Annotated in this window: 17 protein-coding genes; 9 read left to right on the top strand and 8 right to left on the bottom strand. The window is 62.6% G+C overall.

Annotated elements, in window-relative coordinates; genetic code table 11:
* The first annotated feature begins 251 nt into the window (after window positions 1–251).
* From JNK74_26580 to JNK74_26570, 3 genes are all read left to right on the top strand, one after another.
* The gene (locus tag JNK74_26580) at window positions 252–1,202 is read left to right on the top strand and encodes a glucosamine-6-phosphate isomerase (GenBank protein MBL7649758.1); all 951 of its coding nucleotides are present in this window, start codon (window positions 252–254) and stop codon (window positions 1,200–1,202) included.
* A gap of 228 nt (window positions 1,203–1,430) precedes the next feature.
* Window positions 1,431–2,225 (top strand): phytanoyl-CoA dioxygenase family protein, encoded by a 795-nt coding sequence (locus tag JNK74_26575; protein MBL7649757.1) that lies wholly within the window; start codon window positions 1,431–1,433, stop codon window positions 2,223–2,225.
* Window positions 2,226–2,250: 25 nt separating this feature from the next.
* Window positions 2,251–3,420 carry a glycosyltransferase family 4 protein gene (locus JNK74_26570; protein MBL7649756.1) on the top strand — a complete coding sequence of 390 codons (1,170 nt, stop codon included), beginning with the start codon at window positions 2,251–2,253 and terminating at the stop codon, window positions 3,418–3,420.
* A 40-nt stretch (window positions 3,421–3,460) separates the two neighbouring features.
* Here JNK74_26570 and JNK74_26565 read toward each other — a convergent pair whose 3' ends face one another.
* The 6 genes from JNK74_26565 to JNK74_26540 all read right to left on the bottom strand — a co-directional run bounded on the left by JNK74_26565 (window position 3,461) and on the right by JNK74_26540 (window position 11,261).
* A complete protein-coding gene (locus JNK74_26565; GenBank protein ID MBL7649755.1) occupies window positions 3,461–4,021 on the bottom strand; it encodes an NUDIX hydrolase in 561 nt (186 codons plus the stop codon).
* A gap of 256 nt (window positions 4,022–4,277) precedes the next feature.
* On the bottom strand, window positions 4,278–6,233 hold the full coding sequence (gene acs, locus JNK74_26560; GenBank protein MBL7649754.1) for an acetate--CoA ligase: 1,956 nt from the start codon (window positions 6,231–6,233) through the stop codon (window positions 4,278–4,280).
* A gap of 289 nt (window positions 6,234–6,522) precedes the next feature.
* Window positions 6,523–8,616 (bottom strand): ankyrin repeat domain-containing protein, encoded by a 2,094-nt coding sequence (locus JNK74_26555; GenBank protein MBL7649753.1) that lies wholly within the window; start codon window positions 8,614–8,616, stop codon window positions 6,523–6,525.
* A 62-nt stretch (window positions 8,617–8,678) separates the two neighbouring features.
* Complete coding sequence (locus tag JNK74_26550) at window positions 8,679–9,200, bottom strand: class IV adenylate cyclase (protein MBL7649752.1); 522 nt, start codon at window positions 9,198–9,200, stop codon at window positions 8,679–8,681.
* 106 nt (window positions 9,201–9,306) lie between these two features.
* A complete protein-coding gene (groL, locus tag JNK74_26545) occupies window positions 9,307–10,926 on the bottom strand; it encodes a chaperonin GroEL (protein MBL7649751.1) in 1,620 nt (539 codons plus the stop codon).
* 47 nt (window positions 10,927–10,973) lie between these two features.
* Window positions 10,974–11,261: a co-chaperone GroES gene (locus tag JNK74_26540; protein ID MBL7649750.1), complete on the bottom strand. Its 288-nt coding sequence runs from the start codon at window positions 11,259–11,261 to the stop codon at window positions 10,974–10,976.
* 275 nt (window positions 11,262–11,536) lie between these two features.
* Between JNK74_26540 and JNK74_26535 the strand changes: the two genes are divergently transcribed.
* The 3 genes from JNK74_26535 to rfbC all read left to right on the top strand — a co-directional run bounded on the left by JNK74_26535 (window position 11,537) and on the right by rfbC (window position 13,876).
* Window positions 11,537–12,226, top strand: a complete 690-nt coding sequence (locus JNK74_26535; GenBank protein MBL7649749.1) for a lipid-A-disaccharide synthase N-terminal domain-containing protein — start codon at window positions 11,537–11,539, stop codon at window positions 12,224–12,226.
* Between the two features lie 16 nt (window positions 12,227–12,242).
* Window positions 12,243–13,211 (top strand): hypothetical protein, encoded by a 969-nt coding sequence (locus JNK74_26530; protein MBL7649748.1) that lies wholly within the window; start codon window positions 12,243–12,245, stop codon window positions 13,209–13,211.
* 104 nt (window positions 13,212–13,315) lie between these two features.
* Window positions 13,316–13,876 (top strand): dTDP-4-dehydrorhamnose 3,5-epimerase, encoded by a 561-nt coding sequence (rfbC, locus tag JNK74_26525; GenBank protein MBL7649747.1) that lies wholly within the window; start codon window positions 13,316–13,318, stop codon window positions 13,874–13,876.
* 11 nt (window positions 13,877–13,887) lie between these two features.
* On the opposite strand, the gene JNK74_26520 is transcribed toward rfbC, so the two are convergent.
* Window positions 13,888–15,117, bottom strand: coding sequence for a glycosyltransferase family 4 protein (locus JNK74_26520; GenBank protein ID MBL7649746.1), 1,230 nt, complete (start codon window positions 15,115–15,117; stop codon window positions 13,888–13,890).
* Between the two features lie 184 nt (window positions 15,118–15,301).
* Between JNK74_26520 and JNK74_26515 the strand changes: the two genes are divergently transcribed.
* Genes JNK74_26515 through JNK74_26505 form a run of 3 tightly spaced genes read left to right on the top strand, consistent with a single transcriptional unit; the run spans window position 15,302 to window position 20,669 of the window.
* Window positions 15,302–17,086, top strand: a complete 1,785-nt coding sequence (locus tag JNK74_26515) for a heparinase II/III family protein (protein ID MBL7649745.1) — start codon at window positions 15,302–15,304, stop codon at window positions 17,084–17,086.
* Window positions 17,083–19,959 (top strand): O-antigen ligase family protein, encoded by a 2,877-nt coding sequence (locus JNK74_26510; GenBank protein MBL7649744.1) that lies wholly within the window; start codon window positions 17,083–17,085, stop codon window positions 19,957–19,959. The genes JNK74_26515 and JNK74_26510 overlap by 4 nt, the downstream gene beginning before the upstream one ends.
* Complete coding sequence (locus JNK74_26505) at window positions 19,956–20,669, top strand: tetratricopeptide repeat protein (GenBank protein MBL7649743.1); 714 nt, start codon at window positions 19,956–19,958, stop codon at window positions 20,667–20,669. Before JNK74_26510 ends, JNK74_26505 begins: the two co-directional genes overlap by 4 nt.
* Window positions 20,670–20,756: 87 nt before the next feature.
* Here the strand turns inward: JNK74_26505 and JNK74_26500 are convergent, their stop codons facing one another.
* Window positions 20,757–23,897, bottom strand: coding sequence for an alpha-mannosidase (locus tag JNK74_26500; GenBank protein ID MBL7649742.1), 3,141 nt, complete (start codon window positions 23,895–23,897; stop codon window positions 20,757–20,759).
* Between the last annotated feature and the right edge of the window lie 150 nt (window positions 23,898–24,047).

Here is a 24,047-nt window from a genome sequence, read left to right as displayed (position 1 = left end):
GGTCGTATGGGTCGTATGGGTCGTATGGGTCGTATGGGTCGTATGGGTCGTATGGGTCGTATGGGTCGTATGGGTCTCAGTTCTCATAGTGTCCCATACGACTCATAAGAGCCATTTCATCCTTCATCCTTCATCCTTCATCCTTCATCCTTCGCTTTGATCCCCCCGCGCCCATGCATTATCATGGCGACTTCGCCCCGTGTCGGCGCGTATACCCAAAATCCCAAGCGGAAGGAATTATCGCCATGGCCATCAATCTTATGACCACCATCAAAGGCTCGCTGCTGGAGGGGTTCTTCCCCGAGGGCTGGGACCTTGCCGCCATTGACAAGCTCTGCGCGCGCAAGCCGGAAACTATAGCGAAACCGGAATCGTGGTGGAACAAGAAGTTCGAAGCGATCTCCTGCGGCTCCCTCGAAGATTTCGATGTCATGCTGGGCCACGAAATCGCCAAGGCTATTTCGGACGCCAAAGCAGCGAAGAAGGAAATCGCCTTTATTTTGCCCGTGGGTCCCATGGGCATGTATCGCTGGGCGGTCTACTTCCTGAAAGAGTGGAACATCGACTGCAAGCACGTCCACGGCTTCAACATGGACGAGTGGAGCGACGAGAAGGGCAATTCGCTGCCCTCGAACGATCCCGGTGCCTTCCAGAACGCCATGGAGCAGGCCTTCTACGGCCCCCTCGGCAAACTGACCGTGCCCAAGAACCAGCGCAACTTCGCCACTAAGAAGAACCTGCCGACCTACGGCGAGAAGATCCGCGCGCTGAAGAAAAAAGGCGCGAAACTCGTCACCGTATTCGGCATCGGCCGCGCCTGCCACATCGCCTTCTGGGAACCGCACTTTGCCGCCGAATACAAGACCGAAGCCGAGTGGAAGAAGCAGGATTACCGCATCGGCGCGAAGCTCTGCGCGCTGACCGTGGAGCAGAACGCCATCACGAGCTTCAAGAGCCGCACGACCCTGGTGCCCGCCACGGCGAACACCGTGGGACCCGGCCTCTTCCTCATGTCGGATTACATTATCGGCGGCTGCGACGGCACCCTCGGTCGCGGCATGATGTGGCAGGGTATGTCCCTCTGGATGAGCCTGCACCACAAGCCCAGCCCCTGGATCCCCAGCACCTACATGCCCACGCTGCCCGGACGACTCTTCTTCCTGAAGGATCTCGCCGGCCCGCTGGAACCAGAGTGCAACTAAGTTATTTTGAAGGTGTCGCCCAACGGGAGCACGGACTTTCCAGTCCGTGATTTTCGCGCGACTTCGTCGCGCGATACGCGGGTAAGAAAACCCGCGCTCCCGATTGGGTGAACCATCGTTTCTTTTGAAGAGTTTCAGGGACGGCAGGTTTGGACACCTGCCGTCTCTGTTGTCCCTGCCGTCCCTGAAATCTAAGGTCGTCAGCTCCAACCCTGGAGAGAGCCCAACATGAGCGAATACCGTTTGAGCCCCGAAGATGTGGCCGAGTTCGAGCGCACCGGTTGCCTCCTTAAGAAGAAGCATTTCGACACGGAAGAGGTGGACCTGCTCTACAAGATCGCCAAGACGGATCAGGCCATCGCGACGGGCGCGATTGACCGCGTGGACCAGCAGGGCTTCACCACGCGCCTGACGCTGCGCAACACCCTCGAAGACGACATGTACAGCGCCATCGTGCGTTCACACAAGATGGTGAACCCCATGGAGCAGCTCCTCGGCGGCGAGGTCTACCATTACCATCACAAGATGATGCTCAAAGAGCCCCGCGTGGGCGGCGCGTGGGAATGGCACCAGGATTACGGCTACTGGTATGACAACGGCTGCCTCTTCCCCTACATGGCGAGCTGCCTCATTGCCATCGACGCGGCCAACAAAGCCAATGGTTGCCTCCAGGTCATTCCAGGATCGCACCACCTCGGCCGCATCGAGCACGGCGTTGTAGGCAACCAGACCGGCGCAAATCTGGAGCGCATGGAAGAAATCCTCAAGCGTATGGAGGTGGTCTATTGCGAGCTGGAGCCGGGCGATGCCCTCTTCTTCCACGGCAACGTGCTGCACCGCTCCGACGCCAACCTCAGTGAAAATCCCCGCTGGTCCCTCATCTGCTGCTACAACGCGGCGCGCAACAACCCTTACAAGGAACACCATCACCCCTGCTATTCCTACCTGGAAAAATGGCCCGACGAGAAGATCAAAGAAGTCGGCCGCGCCCAGTGGGAAAGCATGCAGGCGGCGATAGCCTGAGACCGCCGTCAAAGAGGGGAAAGCCATGACGGAAAGTCGATCCCCCGTCATCCTCCTTCTCGGTTCCTTCCCACCGCAGGCCCAGGGCATCCCCGGTTATTGCGGGGCGCTGGCCCGTGCCCTCGCGGCCCGAGGCGCCGTTCAGGCTGTCGGATTCAAGGCCATGTACCCGGCCTTTCTTTTTCCCGGTGTGAAGCGCGCCATGGACCCCACCAGTTCCGCGCCCCAGGCCCCCGGTCTCACCGTGCGTCATAGCCTTGCGTGGTATAACCCCATCGGCTGGCTCTGGAACGCCCTGACCACGCCCGCCGATATCGTTCACATTCAGTGGTGGAGTCTGCCCCTCTTTCCGGTTTGTCTGGCCTTTGCTCTCGCCGCGCGACTGCGTCGCCTTCCCGTGGTCGTCACGGTGCACAACGTGCTGCCCCATGAGCCGAGCCCCTGGTTCCTCCGCGCGAGCCGGATGCTCTATCGTTTCGCGGACCAATTGATCGTCCACAGCGAGACCAATCGCACCCAGCTTCTGGAGCATTTCTTACTCCCAGCCGACCGAGTCGCCGCTGTGCCCATGGGCGTGGACGCGACCATCGCAACCCCGATGGAGCCCCGTCTCGCGCGAGAACAACTGGGTCTCGACCAGGATCGGCCAACTCTTCTCTTCTTCGGAACGATCCGGCCCTATAAAGGACTCCACGTTCTGCTCTATGCCCTCGCTATCATCCGCAGGCGCTATCCGGACATCCAACTGGTTGTCGCGGGCGCGCCGTGGGAGCCCTGGGAGAATTATCAGATTATCATGAGGGCGGAAGGCATCGAGGCCAACGTCCACACCCGCCTTGGCCATATCCCTGAGTCTGAAGTGCCCCTTTGGTTTGCCGCCGCCGATCTGGTCGTGCTGCCCTACACCCATTTCGACGCTCAGAGCGCCGTGGGCGCGCAGGTGCTCGGACACGGCCGGCCCCTCATGGTGACGGCCTGCGGCGGGCTGCCCGCGCTGGTCCATGGGGAAAAGCGCTGGATCGCACAGCCCGATGATCCCGTGTCGCTTGCAGTGAAGCTCGGCGACTTTCTGGAAGATCGGGAAGGGGCCGAGGCGGATTTCGCCGCAATCGCGCGGCGGGTCGGCGAGGGCATGTCGCATGAGGCCGCTGCGGGGGCGCACTGGACCATCTATGATCGGATGGCGGCTCGCTGAAGCATGGGGCGCCGTTTCACGGGAGCACATTGGAGCCGTTTCAGCCCTCGGCCTTGCGCGTCCTTTGCCGCTCGTAGAGTAAAATACCCATGATGCTGATGGCGTCGGTAATTTCGCCGCTTGTGACCATGGCGAGCGCTTGATTCCAGGGGACCTTCTTGATCTGAAGTTCTTCGGTACCTTCGGGAGCGGCGCCAACGTGATCCAGGCCTCGTGCGACGTAGAGGAAGCCGCGCTCCGACGAGTGGCAATTGCTCAGGTGGATTTCGTGACCCAGAGGCTCCCAGTGGCTGGCAACGAGTCCGGCCTCCTCTTGCAGCTCGCGCTTGCAGGCTTCGAGGGGATCTTCGTCGAGCTCCGCGCCGCCTTCGATGATTTCCCAGGAGTAGCAGTCGAGGGGATAGCGGTATTGGCCCACGAGGTAGAGGGAGTCATCGTCTTCCAGCGCGAGTACACCCGTGGCGACGCGGGTCTCGACTACACCGTAAATGCCGGGCTTGCCGTCGGGTCGAATGACCTGATCTTCGCGAACGGTGATCCAGGGGTTCGTGTATTTCACTTCGCTGGAAAGGGTCTTCCAGGGATTTCGCTCGGGATTCATTCTGGGCTCCTTCATGGAATGGGCTCGCACAGTATACTGGAAATAAGGATCGGTGCGATGCGTCGCGATAGTGCGCCGCATCAATGTCGCACGCCGCTGGCTGGCAAGCACGATGCATGGTCGCTGCGCAACAAGTGCACAGCCGGGACGGCCGTGCCACGTTCCCTGGCGGGCCCCTCCTGGGCATTCTCCATCGAAAAAACGGCGGGAAGCGCTCGCTTCCCGCCGTCGGGCATTTGGGTCTGTCCCTTGAGGGTCAGTCGTCGGTCTCGCGGAGTTTCGCGAGGACGTTGAAGTCTTCGAGGGTGGTGGTGTCCTGCGTGGTCTCGTTGCCCGCGGCGATATCGCGGAGCAGGCGTCGCATGATCTTGCCGGAGCGGGTCTTGGGCAGGGCGTCGGTGAAACGGATCTGGTCGGGCTTGGCAATAGCGCCGATCTCGTGGGCCACGTGATTGCGTAGCTGGTCCTTGGCCTCGTCGGACACGTCCGCGCCGGGACGGAGCGAGACGAAGGCGCAGATACCCTGGCCCTTGATGTCGTGTGGGAAGCCCACGACGGCGGCCTCGGCGACGAGATCGCTCGAAACCAGCGCGGACTCGATCTCCATCGTGCCCAGGCGGTGTCCGGAGACGTTGATCACGTCGTCGAGACGTCCGATGATCATGTAGTAGCCGTCCTTGGCGCAGAAGGCGCCGTCACCCGTGAGGTACCAGCCCTGCTTGGCGAACTTGCTGAAGTACACTTCCTTGAAGCGCTCGTTGTCGCCATAAAGGCCGCGGAGCATGGAGGGCCAGGGCTCTTTGATGACGAGGAGGCCGCTGTGACCCGCGGGCACTTCCTCGCCCTCTTCGGTGACAATGGCGGCTTTGATACCGAGCATGGGCACGCCGGCGGAGCCGGGCTTGGTGGGCATGGCGCCGGGCAGGGTGGTGATCATGATGGCGCCGGTCTCGGTCTGCCACCAGGTGTCGACGATGGGACAACGCTCCCGGCCGATGTGCTTGTGGTACCAGATCCAGGCTTCGGGGTTGATCGGCTCGCCCACGGTGCCCAGGAGGCGAAGGCTGCTGAGGTCGTACTTCGCGGGGTGCTCGTCGCCCCACTTGGCGAAGGCGCGGATGGCCGTCGGCGCGGTGTAGAAGATGGTGACCTTGTATTTGTCCACGATTTGCCAGAAGCGATCCGGGCCGGGCTGGTTGGGCGCGCCCTCGTACATGAGGGAGGTGGCGCCGTTGGCCAGAATGCCGTAGATCACGTAGCTGTGTCCGGTGACCCAGCCGATATCGGCGGTGCACCAGTAGATATCGCCTTCCTGCAGGTCGAACACATACTTCGACGTCAGGTAGGTATTCACCATGTAACCGCCGATGGTGTGGAGGATGCCCTTGGGCTTGCCGGTGGACCCGGAGGTGTAGAGGATGTAGAGGGGATCTTCCGCGTCCAGCTCCGCCGCCGGGCAATCGTCCGATGCCCCGCCCACGATATCGTGCCACCAGTGGTCGCGGCCGTCGATCATCTTGATGTCGTTGGCGGTGCGCTTTACCACGAGCACGTTCTTGACCATCGGGCAGGTCGCGAGGGCCTCGTCCACCGTGTCTTTGAGGGGGACGATGGCGCCGCGTCGCCAGCCGCCGTCGGCGGTGATGACGCAGCAGCAGTCCGAGTCATGAACGCGGTCGCTGATGGCGGTGGCGGAGAAACCGCCGAAAATGATGGAGTGGAGGGCGCCAATGCGTGCGCAGGCGAGCATGGCAATGGCGAGTTCGGGAACCATGGGCATGTAGATGGCCACGCGGTCGCCCTTTTGCACGCCGAGGCCTTTGAGCGCGTTGGCGGCCTTGCAGACCTGCGTGTGGAGCTCGCTGTAGGTCAGGGTGACTTCGTCGCCGGGTTCGCCCTCCCAGATGATGGCGGGCTGGTTCGCGCGCGCGCCCAGGGCGTGGCGATCCAGGCAGTTATAGGTGATGTTGGTCTTCGCGCCTTCAAACCACTTTACGAAGGGCATGTTGTCCTTGTTGCAGACACGATCCCACTTCTTGAACCAGTGGAGTTCCTCGGCGACGCCCGCCCAGAAGGCCTCGGGGTCTTCGATGGATTTCTTGTACAGGGCATCGTATTCCGCGCGGGTCTTCACCGTCGCGGCGGCGGAAAACTCCGGCGACGGCTCGAACAGCCGGGTTTCTTCCAATACGTGCTCGATTTGCTGGCTCATGGTACTCCTCCGATGGGTAACAGGGCACCACGCATGGTGGTGTTTACGGGTGTCTCTCTCACAGAATCTGCGAGGGCACGGGAATACCCGAAAGGCCTCGCTGAGTAAGGGCTTATTGTACACAATTCCGGGCGTGGATCAACGGGGAGACGGGGAAGGGGGTTACAATGACCCGATACGCCAGCGAAGGTACAGAGAGGGGGCATTCCTGCCCCCATTTTCTTTGACCCCGTGCAATTGCATTGCACGGGTCGGGGGTTGAAATGCCCCCGCTCCATGTCCGCCACGCTCAGCTATCGGTGGAGGTGGAGCGGTTGAGCTCCGCCACGATATCGGTGTAGCCGGCGGCCTGGGCAACCTGGAGGGCGGTCTGGCCCTGGACGAGTTGCCAGACCTGGGCGCCGCTGCGCAGGAGCATGGTGGTCAATTCGGCATCGGCCCGGGCCACGGCCTGGTAGAGGGGCGTCTTGCCTTCCCGGGACTTGGCGTTCACATCGGCTCCGGCGGCCACGATCAACTGGGCCATATCCTGGTTACCGCCGTTGATGGCCATATGGAGGGGCGTCAACTCGGACGGACCCCGCCGCAACCGGACGCACTCGGGCCAGTAGTGGAGCACCTGCTTGGCCAGGAGGATATCGTTTTCCTGAATCGCCTTGAAAATATCGTCGCTACGGCCATGGTCGCTGTCGGTCGCGGGCGGCGGACCATCGAAGCGGGTTTCGGCCTCGTCCACCAGCCCCATCTTCGACCAGTCCGAAAGCTGGGCTTCGACTTCCTGCAGCAGCATGACGACGCGGGCATGGCCCTTGTCCAGGGCGAACTCGCAGGCCGTGTTTCCTTCACGGGAGCGAATCCGGACATCGGCACCGGCGTTCACGAGCATGCGAACCAGTTCCAGATTGCCATTGCGGGAAGCGTACATGAGGGCGGTCATGCCACGGCTGTTGGCGAGGTTTACCTGGGCCTTGTATTCCATGAGGAGCCGCACCATGGGCACGTTGTCATCGCGCACGGCCTGCATGAGGGGTGTCCAGCGCTCATTGCGTGTTCGGGCGTCCACGCAACCGGGGTCTTCGCGAAGCAGGGTGAGCGCGCGGGGGGGATCGTTTTCCGTGACCGCCTGAAAGAGGCTGAAGCCGGTGGCCTGCTGCCGGGTGAAGGAGTCTATAAACTCAACAATGGCGTGCTGATTGAGCGACTCGGCGTAGGCGCGCAGGTCGGTGCCTTCGGCGTCCACCTGATCGATGCGCGCCCCCCCTTCGAGCAGCACTTTGACCATGGCGAGGTCGCATCCATCCACCGCGAAGGCGATGGCGGATTTGCCATCCTTGCTCCGGGCGTGTACATCGGCGCCGTGCTCCAGGAGGGTGGCGGCGATATCGAGTTGTCCGGCGCGCACGGCGATGAGGAGGGGCGTCCATCGGCTGCTGGCGGAATGAACGTTGACGCTGCGGGGCACCTGAACGACGATTTCCTTCACCCGGGCGTGATCGCCCCGGGCCACGACTTCGAGGATATCCATGCAGGCGGCGAGGCGTTTCTCGCGCTTGCGAAGATAGGCGGCGAGCTCTTTGTGGCCCTCGCGCTCCGCCACTTCAACGGGGGTTTCCTTGTTGGCGAAGGGCGAGCTTACATCGGCCCCGGCATTGAGGAGGCGCCGGGCGATGGCCATATTACCGCGCAGCACGGCGATCCGGAGGGCGCACATGCCGTCGCGGGAGTGGTGGTGCACATCGGCCCCGCGATCGAGGAGCCGGCGGACGAGATCTTCGTCTTCTTTCTTTACGGCCATCATCAGGGCGTTCGCACCATCTTTGGGGCATAGATTCACATTTACATTGTGCCCGAGCAGGAGTTCGGTCAGCTCTTTCTGATTTTCCCGCATGGCGATCATGAGGGCGCTCCAACCCCGATTGTCCTGCTGGTTTACGTTGGCCCCGGCGGAGAGGAGAGCGCGAACGATGGACACGTGGCCCTCCCGCGCGGCGATGAGAAGGGGGGTCTCGCGATGGACCGTTTCGGGGTCCACGGGGACGCCTTGCTTGAGCAGGTACAGGAGCGACTGGAGTTGACCGTGCTGGGCGGCGCTGTAAAGGGGGGTCTCACCCTGTCCGGTGGGCAGGGACAGATTCGCGCCATAGCCCGCGAGTTCTTTGAGCACGCCGACATCGCCCTGGCCGGCGGCGTAGATGGCGGCGGTGTAGCCCAAATCGTCAATAGTGTCGGGGTTCGCGCCCTTCTTGAGGCGGCGCATGATGAGGGAGCCATGCTGCTGCGCCACCGCTTCGGGCAGGGTCTCTTTTGTTGCGCCCGCACGCCAGCGCCAGACAACGATGGCGGCGGCCGCAAGCAGGAGCATTATCGTGGCTACAATGTACACCCTGTTCCTCTCACCTGTGCTGCGGTCTGCGAAGTGCCCCGATTCGGAGGCAGCTCCCCACCTTACTGGAAATGTGCGCAGGAAGCGGCCAGTTGCATATCCAGGTACGAGTGGGTCAAATAGTCGTGCTCGCCAATAGTAAATTGATCGGAAAGAAAGGTCAATTTCTTAAATCCATCCTCGTCGGGTGCTCCGTCGGGCTGGACCGCCTCGAACTCCAGGAAATCGCCAAGCCCTGCAACACGGTCCAGATGTATCCGCACATTCTCCCACAGATACAGGGTGCGAACCTTGTCCACCACGGTCAAGGTGCCGAGCGCTTCGGCCAGCATGGCCTTGATGGTGGGATTTACCGCCTCCAGGGTGTAGTCACACCCCTTGGCACCCGCTACGTCAGGCCGGTGGTAGTGTACCAGTTCGGTTCTGCCCGGGTTCGCCTCGCGCAATTTGAGTCGCCCATTGGGAACATCGAAATAGGTGTCGATCTGGTGAATATCACCCTGGAATTGAGCCCCCAGAGTCCGGCAGGCCGCCAGGGCCCGTTCGAAATCGGGAAGCTTGGCCTTAAGTTCGATGTTTCGCATGGGGTGGGCTCCGCGGGGTGTCCGGGTCAAAACAAACACCGCCCGGCGCGCTTGGGCGAACCGGGCGGTGCAACACTTACTCGATAGAGCGGCTCGTTGGAGCGGCCTACATCATGTCGTGGCCGCCGCCACCGCCGGCCGCCGGCGCTTCTTCGGGCAGCTCGGAGATCAGCACTTCGGTGGTCAGCAGGAGGCCGGCGATGCTCGCGGCGTTCTGCAGGGCCGTGCGGGTCACTTTGGTCGGGTCGATGACGCCGGCCTTCATCAGGTCTTCGTATTCGCCGGACGCGGCGTTGTAGCCGATGGAACCCTTCTTGCCACGGACGTGCTGGACGACCGTTGCGCCTTCGTCGCCCGCGTTGTAGGCGAGCTGGCGGAGGGGTTCTTCGATGGCGCGGCGGACGATGTTGGCGCCCACGGCTTCGTCGCCGGAGAGCTTCAGACCGTCCAGGGCGTCCTGGCAGCGAATCAGGGCGACGCCGCCGCCGGGGACAATGCCCTCTTCAACGGCCGCACGGGTGGCGTGCAGCGCGTCTTCCACGCGGGCCTTCTTTTCCTTCATTTCGATTTCGGTCGCGGCGCCGACGTTGATGACGGCCACGCCACCGGCCAGCTTGGCCAGGCGTTCCTGAAGCTTTTCGCGGTCATAATCGGAGGTCGTGCCCTCGATCTGGCGGCGGATCAGGTTGATGCGGCCCATGATGTCGGCGCTGGAACCGGCGCCTTCGACGATGGTGGTGCTGTCCTTGTCGATGACGACGCGCTTGGCGCGGCCGAGATCGCTCAGGCCGATGCTCTCCAGGGAGCGACCGAGGTCGTCGGAGAAGGCCAGGCCACCGGTGAGGATGGCGATATCTTCGAGCATGGCCTTGCGGCGATCACCGAAGCCGGGGGCCTTCACGGCGGCGGCCACGAAGGTGCCGCGGATCTTGTTCACCACGAGGGTCGCCAGGGCTTCGCCCTCAACGTCTTCGGCGATGATCAGGAGCGGCTTGCCGGCTTTGGCAACCTGCTCAAGGAGGGGAAGGAGGTCCTTCAGGTTGGAGACCTTCTTCTCGTGGATGAGGATGTAGGCGTTTTCAAGAACGCATTCCATCGTCTCGGAGTCAGTCACGAAGTAGGGGGACAGGTAGCCCTTGTCGAACTGCATGCCTTCCACGACTTCCAGGGTGGTCTCGATGCTCTTGGCTTCTTCGACCGTGATGGTGCCGTCGTTGCCGACCTTTTCCATGGCGTCGGCGATGATGTTGCCGATTTCCTGGTCGCTGTTGGCGGAGATGGAGGCGACGTTCTTGATGACGTCCTTATCGTTGCGCACCTGCTTGCTCATGCCGTGGAGCTTTTCGGTGATCGCTTCGACGGCCTTGTCGATGCCGCGCTTGAGTTCCATCGGGTTGGCCCCGGCGGTGACGTTGCGCAGACCTTCGCGGAAGATGGCTTCCGCAAGCACGGTCGCCGTGGTGGTGCCGTCGCCGGCCACGTCGGAAGTCTTGGAAGCGACTTCCTTCACCATCTGGGCGCCCATGTTCTCGTACTTGTCTTCGAGCTCGATTTCCTTGGCCACGCTCACGCCGTCTTTCGTGACGGTCGGGGAGCCCCACTTCTTGTCGAGCACGACGTTGCGGCCCTTGGGGCCGAGGGTCGCTTTAACGGCCCGGCTGAGCTTCGTTACGCCCGCCAGAACGCGGCGACGCGCGTCTTCGCCAAATTCAAGTTGCTTTGCCATTGTGCAACATCCTTTTCGTGTTTATTCAGTTTCGAGACCGGGAGTGATTACTCGATGACGGCGAGGACGTCGTCTTCGCGCATGATCAGGTGCTCGACGCCGTCGATCTTCACCTCGGTGCCGGCATACTTGCCCACCAGGATGCGGTCGCCCTTCTTGAGTTCCAGGGGCGTGCGCTTGCCCGCGTCGTCCACCTTGCCGGGGCCCACGGCAACCACTTTGGCTTCCTGGGGCTTTTCCTTGGCGGTGTCGGGGATGATGATGCCACCGCGGACGGTTTCGCTGGGCTCTTCACGCTTGACCAGGATCCGGTCTGCCAACGGACGTACTTTCATGGTCTGTCTCCTCTATTCTGTTGGTGGTTTTGCTTACCACTTTGGGTAGGCCCACGGGTTGGTGGGCGCGTTTATGTTGTTTAAGGGCGGCGCGCTTGTTAGCACTCACCCACGGGGAGTGATAATAACAATCGGGCGCAGTGCTTGTCAATAGGGAGTGGCTGCTGATTCATTTCCCTTGCATCGCGCCGGGGCGCGTGGCATGATCAGGGATCGCTGGCGGAACCGCCACCCATTCCAAGCCCCCAACCTTGCCCTTCAGGCGGATTACCACTTTGTCTAACCTATTGCAAAATATAGACTTCAATCTCGGCGACATTATCGGCGGGGTCGCCGCGCTGATCTTTTATGGCCGCTTCTATCTCCAGTGGTACACCTCGGAGCGGTTGGGGCGCAGCGTGGTTCCGGTGGGCTTCTGGTACATGAGTTGTGTCGGCTCGCTGATGCTTTTCTGCTATGGGGTGTATACGCATTCCGCCGTGGGCACCCTGTCCCACTGCTTCAACATTTTTATCTATGTCCGTAATCTGATCCACGTGTGGCGCAAGAATGGCACCCTCTCCCGGCGGCGCTCGGTGCTGGTTCACGGTCTGGCGGTGGCGGTGATGCTGGTGGCGGTGGCGTTGCTGGTGGTGACCTGGGGGCAAGTGTTTACGAACACGAAGTCGGGCTCCGAGAGCGACGCCGCTCGCACCTGGCTCTGGATCGCCGTCGGCGTGACGGGGCAAGGGCTCTTTGCCTGCCGATTTCTGATCCAGTGGATCACGTCGGAGCGGAAGCAGGAAAGTGTCATCCCCGTGGCCTTCTGGTACCTCAGTATTGCCGCGTCCTTTCTGATGCTGGCGTCATTTGTCCAGTTGGGCGAGTGGATTTTCGGGGCGGGCATGCTGTTGACGCTTCCCATCTACACGCGTAACCTTTGGATGATTCACCGGAAGAAGCAGGCATTCTCCGAGGCTGCGTAACGCGGGGAGAGCAAACTTGACGTTCCCAGACCCCAGTAGCACGCGCGCGATCTGGCGCGCGGGGATCGTGCTGTTGACTACGACGCTCCTGCAGGCGACCGCCACCGGCGAATCGACCGAGGGCCCCCCCGCGTGGCGAATTCTGGAGAAGCTGCTGGCGCCCGACTCGCTTCGGCCCCTGCCGCCGGGTGTGGGCTCCGACCTGCCTTATCCACCGGAACGCCGGTTTCTTTTTGACGAGGTTCTCGGTCTTGAACCCGAAGCGCTCCTGCGCGGTGTGGCCTACGTGGCCGTCCGGAACCCCGCGCCGGCCCAGGCGGACGAAGCGGCGCTGGCCACCCGGGCGCGCCAGGTGGACGACGACCTCGAGGCGGTGCTGGAGTACTATCCTCTGATAGCCCGTTCGGGCGAAGACTTCTCCCGGCTTACGGCGGTCGTCGCGAGCGGATCGCAGCCACTGGCGCTGCGGCGCTACCTGCTCCGAAATTGTGCGCCGCCGAAGGGCCAGCCGGGGGCCTTGTGCGCCTATCTGAGGGACCATCTGTCGGACGGCGCGCCGACGTATCAGGACACGCTCCTTTCGATACTGCAGAATCCCACGGAGGATCCGACCCTCCAGACACAAGCGGCGAGCCTGATGGCAACCCTGATTGCGGATGCGTTTACGGCGATCCTTGCCCGGAGTGAGACGGCGCGCACCTTTGCTGAAAAGACGGGCCAGCCCCTCGATATCCGCATAGAATTGAGCGCGCCGGGGTCCATCCCGCTGGAAAAAGAGGCCCAGGTGCGGGTGGAGCAGCAGCTCCAGCGCGCGGGCACGGCGGCGGCCGTGCTGGAAATGATCGCCCGCGATGGCGGCCGGGACGAGGCGCTCCGTCAGGCGGCCGGCGAGGCGGCCACCGGGCTGCGGGCAACCTATCCCCTGCCGCGCCCGGAAGATGTGCTTCCACCGCCACCGCCCATCCCGTTCCCGGACGGGAATTGAATCCGGAACGGGCCCCGTGTAGCATAGGCGGGGCAGTTTCTAAAACCCCATTCCGAGCGGGCGTCGCCTCCCGCACAAACCCATCAGGACTTTTTGCCATGCCCATGCCCGTAACGATTGAAAATGCCCCCCTGAACGGGCTGCTGATTGTGAAGACCGGCGTGTTCCACGATGACCGGGGCTTTTTCTCCGAATCCTATTCCAGAGACATGTGGAAAGCCGCTGGATTTGAGCTGCCCTTCGTGCAGGATAACTTGAGCAAGTCGAAGAAGGGCACGCTGCGAGGCATGCACTACCAGATTTGTCCGGAAGAAATGGGTAAGCTGGTGCGCTGTGTCCAGGGCGCGGTATTTGACGTGGCGGTGGATTTGCGGAAGGGCTCACCGTCCTACGGCAAATGGTTTGGCCTGGAACTTTCCGGCGAGAATCACCTTTCACTTTGGGTGCCCGCGGGCTTTGCCCACGGTTTCGTGGCACTGGAGGACAACAGCCTGGTGCATTACAAGTGCACGGCCCACCACGCACCGGCCTATGAGCGTGCGCTGAACTATGCATGTCCGAAGGTGGGAATCCAATGGCCGATTGAGGCCACGATTGTAACGCAGAAGGACCAGGACGCGCCGATGCTGGATGACGTGGATACGAATTTCGTCTACGGGGGCTGACCAGGCGCTGATTACGGCTCGTGCCGCAGTGTCCCTTCCAGGCAATCCAGGAACTCATCCGCCTTGCGGTTCCGGGTATAGTTTGCCAGCACATGGGCGCGCCCGTTCGCGCCAAATTGTTCGCAAAGCGCGGGTTCGGCTGCAAGTCGCTGAATCGCATCGCGGTAGGCGGCCGCGTTTTCCGGCTCGACGGCGATGCCCGCATGCGCCTCTTCCAAGAGCTGCCGGGCCTGGCCTTCGGCCCCGAGGATGATGGGCCGGGCGCAGGCCATGATCTCGAACATTTTTGATGGGATGTTGTAGCGAAAGACATCCTTATTCTTCAGGGGCACGAGACAGCAATCGGCGGCGGCGTAGAAATCGGGCATGGCGGCTTTGGGCTGACTTGGGAGAAACTCGCTATTGCCCAATCCGCGATGTATTGCCTCCTTACTGAGTCCCTCCCACTCCGCGCCGCCGCCCACAAAAACGAAATGGAAGCGCGATTCGCCGGCGAGCAGTTCGGCCGTATCCAGGATGGTGCCGAGCCCCTGGGAAAGGCCGTGGGTCCCAATGTAGAGCACGACGAATTTGTCGCTCCACCCGCGCGCGGCGCGAATACCGTTTTTTTCTTTGGGGACGAAGAACGTCTCGTCGATACCGTTGGTGATGGTAAAGAGCTTTTGCGGCGAGATACCACGCGCTTCGATGTACTGCCGGGAGGCTTCCGATACGGTGATAACGGCGCGGCTGCGTCGGTAGAGGAACATCTCCAGTCGCTGAAGGCCGTGGATGATGATCGGGTTGGTAATGGCGCCGAGATCGATGATGTGCTTGGGCCAGAGGTCGCGAACTTCGAGTACAAAAGGGCGGCGCTTGATGCGGGAGACGAGATAGCCCCCCAGGGCGCAGAGCATCTGGGGGGTGGTGCCGACGACGACGTCGCACTTGCCGGTGGCGAAGATGCCGAAGCCGACGGCGGAGGCCATGAAGGAGAGGAAGCTGACGCAGCGCTTGAACACGCCCCGATTGGGGGCGACGAGAAACCAGCAGCGGAGCACCCGGATGCCATCGATCTCTTCGCGGTAGAGCCACTTGCCCCGGTACGTGGGAGGCACGATCCCGTCTGGGTGGTTGGGCAGCCCACAGAGCACGGTGACCTGATGGCCCCGCGCGACCCAGCGGCGGGCGTGCTCGTGGGTCCTTGCGGCGGGGGCGCCGACTTCGGGCGTAAAGTACTGGCAGAAAAACAAGATCCGCACAACAATCCTTTGGAATTGAGAATGGTGATTGCAGAATAGTGAATTGAGCGCTGTTGAGACAAGAGAAACCTGCTCCTGGTCCAGTCTCTTTCTCAATTCACCATTCACTATTCTCAATTCGGTCCTTGACAGCGGCTTGGCCGGCTGATTAGAGTCATGGGCAATCTGAACCGGGGAGTCTTGGATGGGACAACGGCTGCAGAAGAGCTTGCTGTACTGGCGCACGGCGCGGCACTTGAAGCCGTCGCAGGTTTTCTGGCGTCTGCGCTACCGGCTGGGCAATGGCCGGGTCTCGCGTTACATTCCTCCCAATCCCCTGCCCTCGATGGACGAATCCCTTGCCGAGCAACTCCGGGAACTTGCCATCCACTGGGCCGCGGCGGCACCGCCAGACCCGCTGCGGGTCCAATCCTTCTTGCGTGGACGCTTTACCTTCATCAACAAGACGGTTCAGAGCGCCCGACCACTCTGGCGCGGCCTGGATGTTCCAAAGCTCTGGGCCTACCACCTGCATTATTTCGAATATGGCCGCGACATTGCCCTGCTCCATCCCGACCCGTCTTCGCCGGAGGCCGCGACCGTGCGGACCTGGATGGAGGATTGGATGGCGAAGAACCCTCGGGGCACCTCGCCGGCGTGGGATGCTTTCCCCCTCTCGGCGCGGCTGATGAACTGGTGCATGATTGCGTCGATCTACGGGTGGCGGGATTTTGAGCTGGTGTCGAGTCTGCACGAGCAACTGGATTATCTGGCCGGGCATCTGGAGCGCGACCTGCTGGGTAATCACCTGTTGAAGAACGCCGCCGCGATGACGGTCGCCGGGGCGCTGCTCAACAGTCCACGGGCGGAAGAAGGTCTCGCGCTACTGAAGGAGCAGGTCCTGATCCAGTTTCTGCCGGACGGCGGCCACATTGAGCGCAGTCCCATGTACCATGCGCTGGCCTTGCAGGATCTGATCTTTGCTTGCGCGGTGCTGGAGCCTCGCCCGTCGTGGCTGGAGGACAGCATCGAACGGGGCCTCGCTTTTCTACAGGGCATTTCTCATGAAGACGGGCACGTTGCCCAGTTCAACGACGGCGCGGCGGATGAGGCCCCTTCGAGCGCGGCGCTGCGGGCGCTGGCCCTCTATTTTGATCCGGACTTGCCGCCGCTTGCGGGGGGATCCGCGGCTTTTCCCGAGAGCGGACTCTATCGCCTCGAACCCGGCGGTATGGGCGGCCTCATGCTGGTGAAGGCGGGTGAATCGACCGTGAACTACCAGCCGGGACACGCCCATTGTGATTTGCTGAGTTTTGAGTACAGCCTGCGCGGCGAGCGGCTGCTGGTAAACACGGGCACCCACGGCTATGCCGAGAGCCCGTGCCGGGCCTACTGCCAGTCGGCCGCCTCCCACAATACGCTCCGTATCAACGGCGAGGAACAACTGGAGCATTGGTCGACGTTTCGCGTGGCGCGCCGGATCCATGGCGAAGTACTCCACTGGGATCCCTGCGAGCCCACGCTCCGGGCCGCCTACACAACGCGACGGGGCGTTCGCCATGAGCGACTTTTCGCCTGGGACAGCGGCGGCTGGTGCCGGGTGCAGGACAAGATCTCTGGAGCGGGCGCGCTATCGGTTGAGACCTTTCTGCATTTCCACCCGGAGTGTCGCGTGGAAGCGCTGGAGAACCGGCCCTGCTCGGGCGTTTACCGGCCGTACAGATTGACGACGGGCACGCAGATCCTGCAATTGCTCATCTTCGGGGCGCAAGAAGTAATTCACCACCGGGGCCGGGTACCGCTGGGTCCCGGCTGGTATTTCCCGCGCTTCGGGGAGGCGGTCGCCGCGGACACGCTCGTGGCCCGATCGGAAGGGAACAAGGAAATGACCATCAGCTTTGTGATCGCGCCCTGCGACGAGCATGGTCACCCGCCGGCGATCATTCAGAACTTCCTATCGGCCTGGAAACCGCGTAACGGCGCGTCATGATTGTCCCAGGACCGGACAACCGCATTTTCCAAGTGCTGCGGGGCGCGATATACGTTTGGATCGCGGTGATCGTGATTGCGCTGGATCCGCGCACGGAGGATCCCGCGACGCCGATCAAACACCTGGCCTGTGGGGTGGTGGCGGCCGGTATCGTAATCGGCTGGGCGGCCGGTCTTCGAATGAACCGCGTGCCCTACCGCAACATGAGCCATGCCCTCTCGTGTCTTTTCCTATTTTTCGGCGTCCTCGCGGTATCCGCCGCCGTATCCGACGCGTCGCACCGGGGCATCGAGGCGCTGGCGCCCTGGGCGGTCTTCGCGGCCATCGGCTTTGTCGCCTATCAGGTATTCCCCCACACGTACCATCTCCGCAACCTCATGCGGGCGATCGTCGGCGCTGTGGCGCTTTCAAGTGTGTATGGACTGGCCCAGCATTTCGGCTGGGATCCCTTTCCCTGGGCGATGCGCGATGTGGAGGAGTACCGCGCCCTGCCGGCGACCTATGGTAACCCCAATCTCGCGGGCCACGCGCTGGTTGTCGCGCTGGTGCTGTGCGCCGGGTTGCTGTCGGATGCCTGGCAGACAAAGCGGCCGTTGGCATTTGCGGTGTACCTTGTGCCGGGCGCGGTTATGGCGGCCCATCTGGCCTTTACGCACATGCGGAGCGGCCCGGTGGCGCTGGGTGTGGCCCTGGTCTTTGTGGCCATCGCGCTTGTCCTGCTGCGACGCGTAAAACGCCCCTGGCAGGCTGCGGGCGTGGCCCTGTCCGCATGTGCGGGCCTGCTCTTTATCGCCGTGGCCGCGGTGCTGCTGCTGGCGCCGATCTTGAACCTGGACAGTTCCCTTCAGCTTCGGCTCAACGGCTACGCGGGGGCGGCGGCGCTGTTTCTGGAGAATCCAATCTTCGGTGTTGGGCCCGGAAGCTACGCCTTTTACAACATACCGCATTGGAGTTCATTCGAAGCGCTCTGGTACGCGCTTGAGCACAAGCGCAATTTTCATGCGCACAACGAGTGGCTGGAAATGGCGGCTGAGTGCGGCATCCCGGGCCTGGCGGCGCTCATCGGCCTCTTCCTCTTTTCTATCATTACTTTTTTCGAAAACCCCTGGATGGCCGGAGAGAAGCACTGGGGCCTTCTTCTGGCCCTTCCCGCTGCGATGGTCGCCCTGGCGACGGACGCTTGCTTTGGCTTCAATCTCCATGCCCCGGTCAGCGCGGGCCTCTTCTTTCTGCTTCTCGCGCTGCGCCCCGCCCGCCCCTATTACAGCGCGCCCACACGTAAATCGGCGCGGCGCGGCACGGCGCCACTCTGCGTGGTGACGCTGGCCGCCGCCTGGTGCCTGTGGAGCGACTACGGCTATGAGCGGCAATATCAACGGTGCGCCGGCGCTGTTGACTGGGAACGGGGACAACGGGATTCGGGCACGTCCGAGGAAGACGTGAAGGGTGTTTCCGACCTGCTCGAATCACTGACGGATTCGCGCCCTCTCGATTACCGGGGCTGGGTGCTCCGAGGCGATCATGCGCTGATGCAGGGAGCGGCAAAGCAGGCTGCGGACGCCTACGGGCGGGCCTTGTGGGTGCACCCCCACCTGCCGCGCCTGCACGTTCAGCGGGCCCGGGCGTTGATACTTCAGGCGCAACAGGAAAAGGTCGAATCTGCGGTGAAGCTGGCCAGTAAGCACGCGGATATTGCGCTGGCGCTATGCCCCGATTTGGCGGAGGCCCAGGCCATGCTGGGCTGGGCCGCCTACGTAAAGATGTCCTATCCCGGGCTGGCTCCTTCGGATGCCGACCTGCGGATTGCTGTGGAGCGCTTTAATCACGCCAGAGCGCTAGGCCTGGTAGACGACGCACGAATCGATGGCGCTCTCGCCGAATGCCACGGACGCCTTGGGGCCTGGGAGGAAGCCGCAGCCGCCTGTCAGCGCTATGTTGCCGCGTGGCCTTACGAACTTGAACGCTGGGCGCGCTGGCGCGAGGCCGCCACCCGGGCGGGCGGCGCGGCACTTGTCCAATATCGACAGACGCTGCTCCGACATTTCGCGCCATCGAACGAGGGCAAGATGCCTAACTCGCCCGAACTGGCCGTCTGGCTGGCCAGCCAGATTGCGGCCCTGGCCCAAAGTCCGGCGGAGGTGTATGTAGCGGAACGGGCCCTGAGCGATGGGCTTGACGCTAAAGCCGCCTTGACGGGTATCTGGAGCGCCTTGCTGGGACTTGCGCCAGAAAATTCACGCGCGGATACACTCGTGCGCCTGATTTCATCATTCCCTGCATCGCGGCGGGCGGATATATCGCCGACGATTCTGGCGCTGCATGATGCCCTGAGCGCGCCGAAAGCGGATTCCCTGACCAATGCGGCAATGGCGCTGGCACGGGAACTGGCCACGGCGCCGGGGACGGAGGACTTCGATCGGGCCTCGGTTCACGCGCCGCTTATGGCCATGCTTGGCGACGCCCTGCGCGTCAGCGGCTTGCCCAATGGGGCGATGGGTCCGGCGCTTCAAGCGCTGGGGGCCACGCAGTTTGAGACGGGCGACCTCCGGGGCGCGGACGAAAATCTGCGGGCTGCCGAAGCCGCATTACCCGCCGGGGAGCTCGCGCAGGCGTGGTATTACCATGCGCGGACCCTGGCGGCATTGGGGCGGCACGAGGCGGCGCTGGCCATGGCGAAGGCCGCGCAGGATGGAGAGGGCGGCGTGGTGGAATACCAGTGGCAGCTCGCCCGATGCCTGGCGGCGGGAGGACATGGCGAGGCCGCGCGCTTTTCATTCGACGCTCTCCTCGGGATACTGCCCCCGGATCATCCCTATCGTGCCCTCGTGGAACGTGATCGGCAGGCGCTGGTCGTGCGGGAGTCATCGCCATGAACGCGGAGCGGCGAGCGCTGTGCAAGCGTCTCTTCAAGGTTTGCGTCGGCCTGTCGCTGCTTCTTTCGGCCATGGCCCTCTTGCTGACCGGTTGGGGCTCCACGGTGTTGCCTGGGCTTTCGAAATCCCTGGCCGAAGTGGCGCTGGAGCAGGGTGAGCGCCGGGAGGCCGCGGGGAATCTGACGGAGGCGCGAGTATTCTATGAGCAGGCCCTCGCGGGTCAATTTCACGGTGAGGCCAACCACAACCACTGCGAGAAGCGGCTGGGCGTGGTGCTGTTGCGACTGGGCGAGCACGCGGCGGCGCTGGAGCATCTCGCGCGTGTGCAGGCGAGTCCGCTGCGGAGTGTAAACGGCTTTGGCCCGCTGGTGGAGGCGCTGATAGCGCTGGGGCGTTGGGAGGAGGCTAAGCGCGAGGCGGAGCGTTGGCTGGTGGAATCGGGGGATGAGTCGATCAATCGGGCACGCGCCCATCAGGCGCTTGGAATGATTGCGCTCGAGCGCGGTGAACTCGATGATGCGGAACGGCATTTTCACGAGGCGCTGTCGGCAAATACGCCAAACGCCGCTCGCGCGGGCCTGGCGAGGGTGTACGCCGCGCGGGGAGACAGGGCAAAGGCGCGCGACACGATGGCCGGGTATCTCGCCAGCGCGCCGCCGGACAAGGACACGGCGGCAAACTGGGCGCTGCTGGAGTCGTGGATGCCGTGACAAAAAATGCGGCACCTGAGGCACTACGGCAGGCCCTGCACAGGGCGCTCCGAAGCACAACTCAGGGTGCCACCTTTCCTCAATCTCTCAGCGGAAATACACTTTGATCGTCTTAATCTCGAAGGGTGTGAAGCTCAGCTCGACCTCGTCGCCATGGACAGTCAGTGCGTCGTCGTTTTCTTCCATCAGGTTGCAGTGGAAGGCGCGCTTCACGGGACGGCTGAAGCTGACCACGGCGATGCCGCGGGTGTTACCGGCTTCGTAGAGTCGCACCACGATTGCTTCGTCGTCCTCGGCTTTCTTGACGGTATCCACGATAAGATGGGGATCGCTCACGCGGCAAAAATCGAGAATACTCTCGGCGCCGGTGGGAATGGCGGCCCCGGCGGCAACGAGGGGCACGTTGAGCGCCCAGGCTTCGCGCACAACCGTCTCCACGGCGAAGGGGCCATCGTGGGGAAAGAGGGCGTAGGTGAATTCGTGATCGCCAATATCCGCCAGTTCATCAGGGCAACGGGGCGAGCGAAGGAGCGTGAGAGAAACCTTTCCATCAAGGGTGTCGTAGCCATACTTACAGTCGTTGAGCAGCGCCACGCCGTAGTTCCCTTCGGACATATCGACCCATTTGTGTGCGCATGCTTCGAATTTTGCGCGGTCCCACGTGGTGTTTTCATGGGCATTGCGCATGACATGGCCAAACTGGATCTCGGCGCGGATTTGGGCGGAGTGGATATCCACGGCAAACCCGGTCTTGAGCAGGGTGCGGTCTTCCTGCCAGTCCACTTGGGTTTTGAAGTCGATGCGGCGCGTGTGGGCGTAGACGGTTAAGTCCTGGGTGATGCGGGAACGGCGCCCGACGGCCCAGGAGGATCGGATGGTCAAGAAGAGGGGGCCGTCGGCGACCAGCTCACGGGATTCGAGCACATCGACGATCTTCACGTGGTCCCGATAGAATCGGTCGATATCCCAGGCATCCCAGAACAGGGGCATGTCCTCGGCGATATAGAATTCGTTCAACTTGCCACCGGCCTTCACCACTTCGCGTCGCGCGGACTTGTCGAAAAGCTGCTTGATGCGCCCGGCCCTGTCGAAGGCGATGGTGTAATGGGGCGTTTCCAGGGCTTTGCCGCTGTAGGTGAAGGGGGATGCGTCTTCCCTCGTTTTCTCACGCAGGGCGACGGGCGCAATGCTGAGTCCGGGCGCGCGGACGAGCACCGCCAGGCCGTCTTCGGTTTCCTGACAGGGCAGAAAGTGCCCCTCGCCATCGCAGACGGCGGTGGCGCGGTCGCCGTGGAGCACGACGATATCTTCACGGGGCCAGGACACGGCATTGGCCACGACCTGGGCGCGTCCCTGGCCATCGGGCAGGAGCTCGCGGCCCAGGGTGTCGAGGGCCTTTCCTCGCAAGGCCAGGAGTTCGTGCTCCATGTCGGCATACTCGGATTCGGCGACTTCATAGACGCTGCGGACGCTGGAGCCGGGGATGATGTCGTGGAACTGGTTCGTCAATAGCGTGCGCCAGTGCTTCTGGAATGCGTCGGACGGATAGGCGAGTCCGTGGGGCATGGCCATGGCGGAGTAAAGCTCCACCTCACGCAGCAGGAATTCCAGTTTGCGGTTGTAACGCTTCGTGCGGGCCTGGGTCGTATAGGTGCCGCGGTGATACTCGAGGTAAAGCTCACCGACCCACACCGGCCGTTTCACCTGATCTTCGCGGAGCCGTTCGAGAAACTTGGAGACGTTGACCCACTCGGTCTTGGGGCAACCTTCGAGGTTTTTCATGCGGTTGGCGTTCTCGCACATCTCGCGGCTGGGGCCGCCGCCGCCATCGCCCCAGCCTACGGAGCTGAGGGTGCAATCCTGCGTTTCCTTGTACTGCACGCGGCTCCACACATGCTGGGAGGAGTCGGGCCGGACAAAGGCGTTGTAGCCCATGTAATCCTTGCCCTCGAAGAGGCCCATCATGTTGATGTAGTGGGTGAAGATGCGCGTGCCGTCGATGCCCTCCCAGTGGAAGGTATCGAAGGGGAAGCGATTTGTGTCGCCCCAGTTGATCTTGCTGGTGACGAAATTCTTAATGCCGCACTTGGCGAGGATCTGGGGCAGCGCGGCACTGTAGCCGAAGACATCGGGGAGCCAGAGCGTGTCGCCGGTGTAGCCGAAGACTTCGCGGGTTTTCTTGCGCCCTTCGAGGAACTGGCGCACGAGGGACTCGCCGCTGGGCATGTTGCAATCCGCCTCGACCCACATGCCGCCGTTCGGCTCCCATCGCCCTTCCTTAACGCGCTTCTTGATGCGGGGGAGCAATTCGGGGTAGTGAGTCTCGATGACATCGTAGAGCCAGGGCTGGGACTGCTGAAAGCGGAAGTCGGGGTAGTCATCCATCAGGTTGAGGATGGTGGCAAAGGACTTCGCGGCTTTGCGAATCGATTCGCGCACGGGCCAGAGCCAGCCGATGTCGATGTGACAATGGCCCACGATACCCACGGTGGGGGTGGTGGGGCCATTCTTGGTGGCGAGGAGTGGCGCGAGAATGGCGCGGGCGGCTGCGGCCGTGCTTTCAAGCTCTTCCTCGGTTTCCCACTGCATGGGAACGAGGTTCAGGGCCTCGTTGAGTCCGGCGAGGAGACGTGCGCGGCGCAGGCTGTGTTCGTCGAGCATGCACGCGGTGCGGAAAAGGACCTCGGCGTCGTAGTAGAGGCCGGCGGCGGCTTCGCGCTCGTAGAGCAGGGCGCTGGAAATCAGCGGCAGGGGTGGCTCCACGCCAGGGTCGCGCTCGGTGAACTGGTGGGTGTAGAGCTGGTCCTTCCAGGGATCCATGCCGGGCATCAGGTGGCCGGTGTAGGCCTCCACATAGATCTCGTGGGATTCGCCGCCCTTCGCGGGACCGTGGAGAAGCACTTCTTCATGGCCGTGATTCATGCCGGCGAAGGATTCCCCGTCGAGCCAGAGCATTTTATCGGTGTGGCTCTGGTGGCGATAGAACACGCGGTGGCCCTTGAGGGATTTGGGGATGTCGATGCGACCGCGAAACCAGGTGGTGCCCCAGTGGGTGCCCCAGGTGCATCCGACGGGCGCGGGAACGTAGTTCAACTCCGCGGGCGGTCGGCGCAGGTGCTGCAGGGTCTCCGCCATCTCCAGCGGCACATCCGCAACCCAGGCATAGCGCCATTCCTTCAGTTTTTCGATGCGGCGGCCGAGTTTTTCGATGACCTTGGGGGGCAGCATGGTGATCCTCTATCTTGGCGCGGCAAAGCGTCGCGATTGGGCGTGGTTAATGGGTTGAGCGGGGATTTTATCACATGCGAGTCTGGAGTCTGGAGTCTGGAGTCTGGAGTCTGGAGTCTGGAGTCTGGAGTCTGGAGTCTGGAGGCGGGA

This window comes from Candidatus Hydrogenedentota bacterium (assembly GCA_016791475.1).
In the GTDB taxonomy this organism is placed as follows: domain Bacteria; phylum Hydrogenedentota; class Hydrogenedentia; order Hydrogenedentales; family JAEUWI01; genus JAEUWI01.
The sequence above is the reverse complement of the archived record's forward strand: the minus strand, read 5'-3'. Positions and strand labels throughout refer to the sequence as shown.

Coding starts and splice junctions, on each gene's coding strand:
- JNK74_26575 (MBL7649757.1), top strand. CDS start 1,431: ATGAGCGAATACCGTTTGAGCCCCGAAGATGTGGCCGAGTTCGAGCGC.
- JNK74_26540 (MBL7649750.1), bottom strand. CDS start 11,261: ATGAAAGTACGTCCGTTGGCAGACCGGATCCTGGTCAAGCGTGAAGAG.
- JNK74_26550 (MBL7649752.1), bottom strand. CDS start 9,200: ATGCGAAACATCGAACTTAAGGCCAAGCTTCCCGATTTCGAACGGGCC.
- JNK74_26500 (MBL7649742.1), bottom strand. CDS start 23,897: ATGCTGCCCCCCAAGGTCATCGAAAAACTCGGCCGCCGCATCGAAAAA.
- JNK74_26505 (MBL7649743.1), top strand. CDS start 19,956: ATGAACGCGGAGCGGCGAGCGCTGTGCAAGCGTCTCTTCAAGGTTTGC.
- groL (MBL7649751.1), bottom strand. CDS start 10,926: ATGGCAAAGCAACTTGAATTTGGCGAAGACGCGCGTCGCCGCGTTCTG.
- acs (MBL7649754.1), bottom strand. CDS start 6,233: ATGAGCCAGCAAATCGAGCACGTATTGGAAGAAACCCGGCTGTTCGAG.
- JNK74_26510 (MBL7649744.1), top strand. CDS start 17,083: ATGATTGTCCCAGGACCGGACAACCGCATTTTCCAAGTGCTGCGGGGC.
- rfbC (MBL7649747.1), top strand. CDS start 13,316: ATGCCCGTAACGATTGAAAATGCCCCCCTGAACGGGCTGCTGATTGTG.
- JNK74_26570 (MBL7649756.1), top strand. CDS start 2,251: ATGACGGAAAGTCGATCCCCCGTCATCCTCCTTCTCGGTTCCTTCCCA.
- JNK74_26515 (MBL7649745.1), top strand. CDS start 15,302: ATGGGACAACGGCTGCAGAAGAGCTTGCTGTACTGGCGCACGGCGCGG.
- JNK74_26565 (MBL7649755.1), bottom strand. CDS start 4,021: ATGAATCCCGAGCGAAATCCCTGGAAGACCCTTTCCAGCGAAGTGAAA.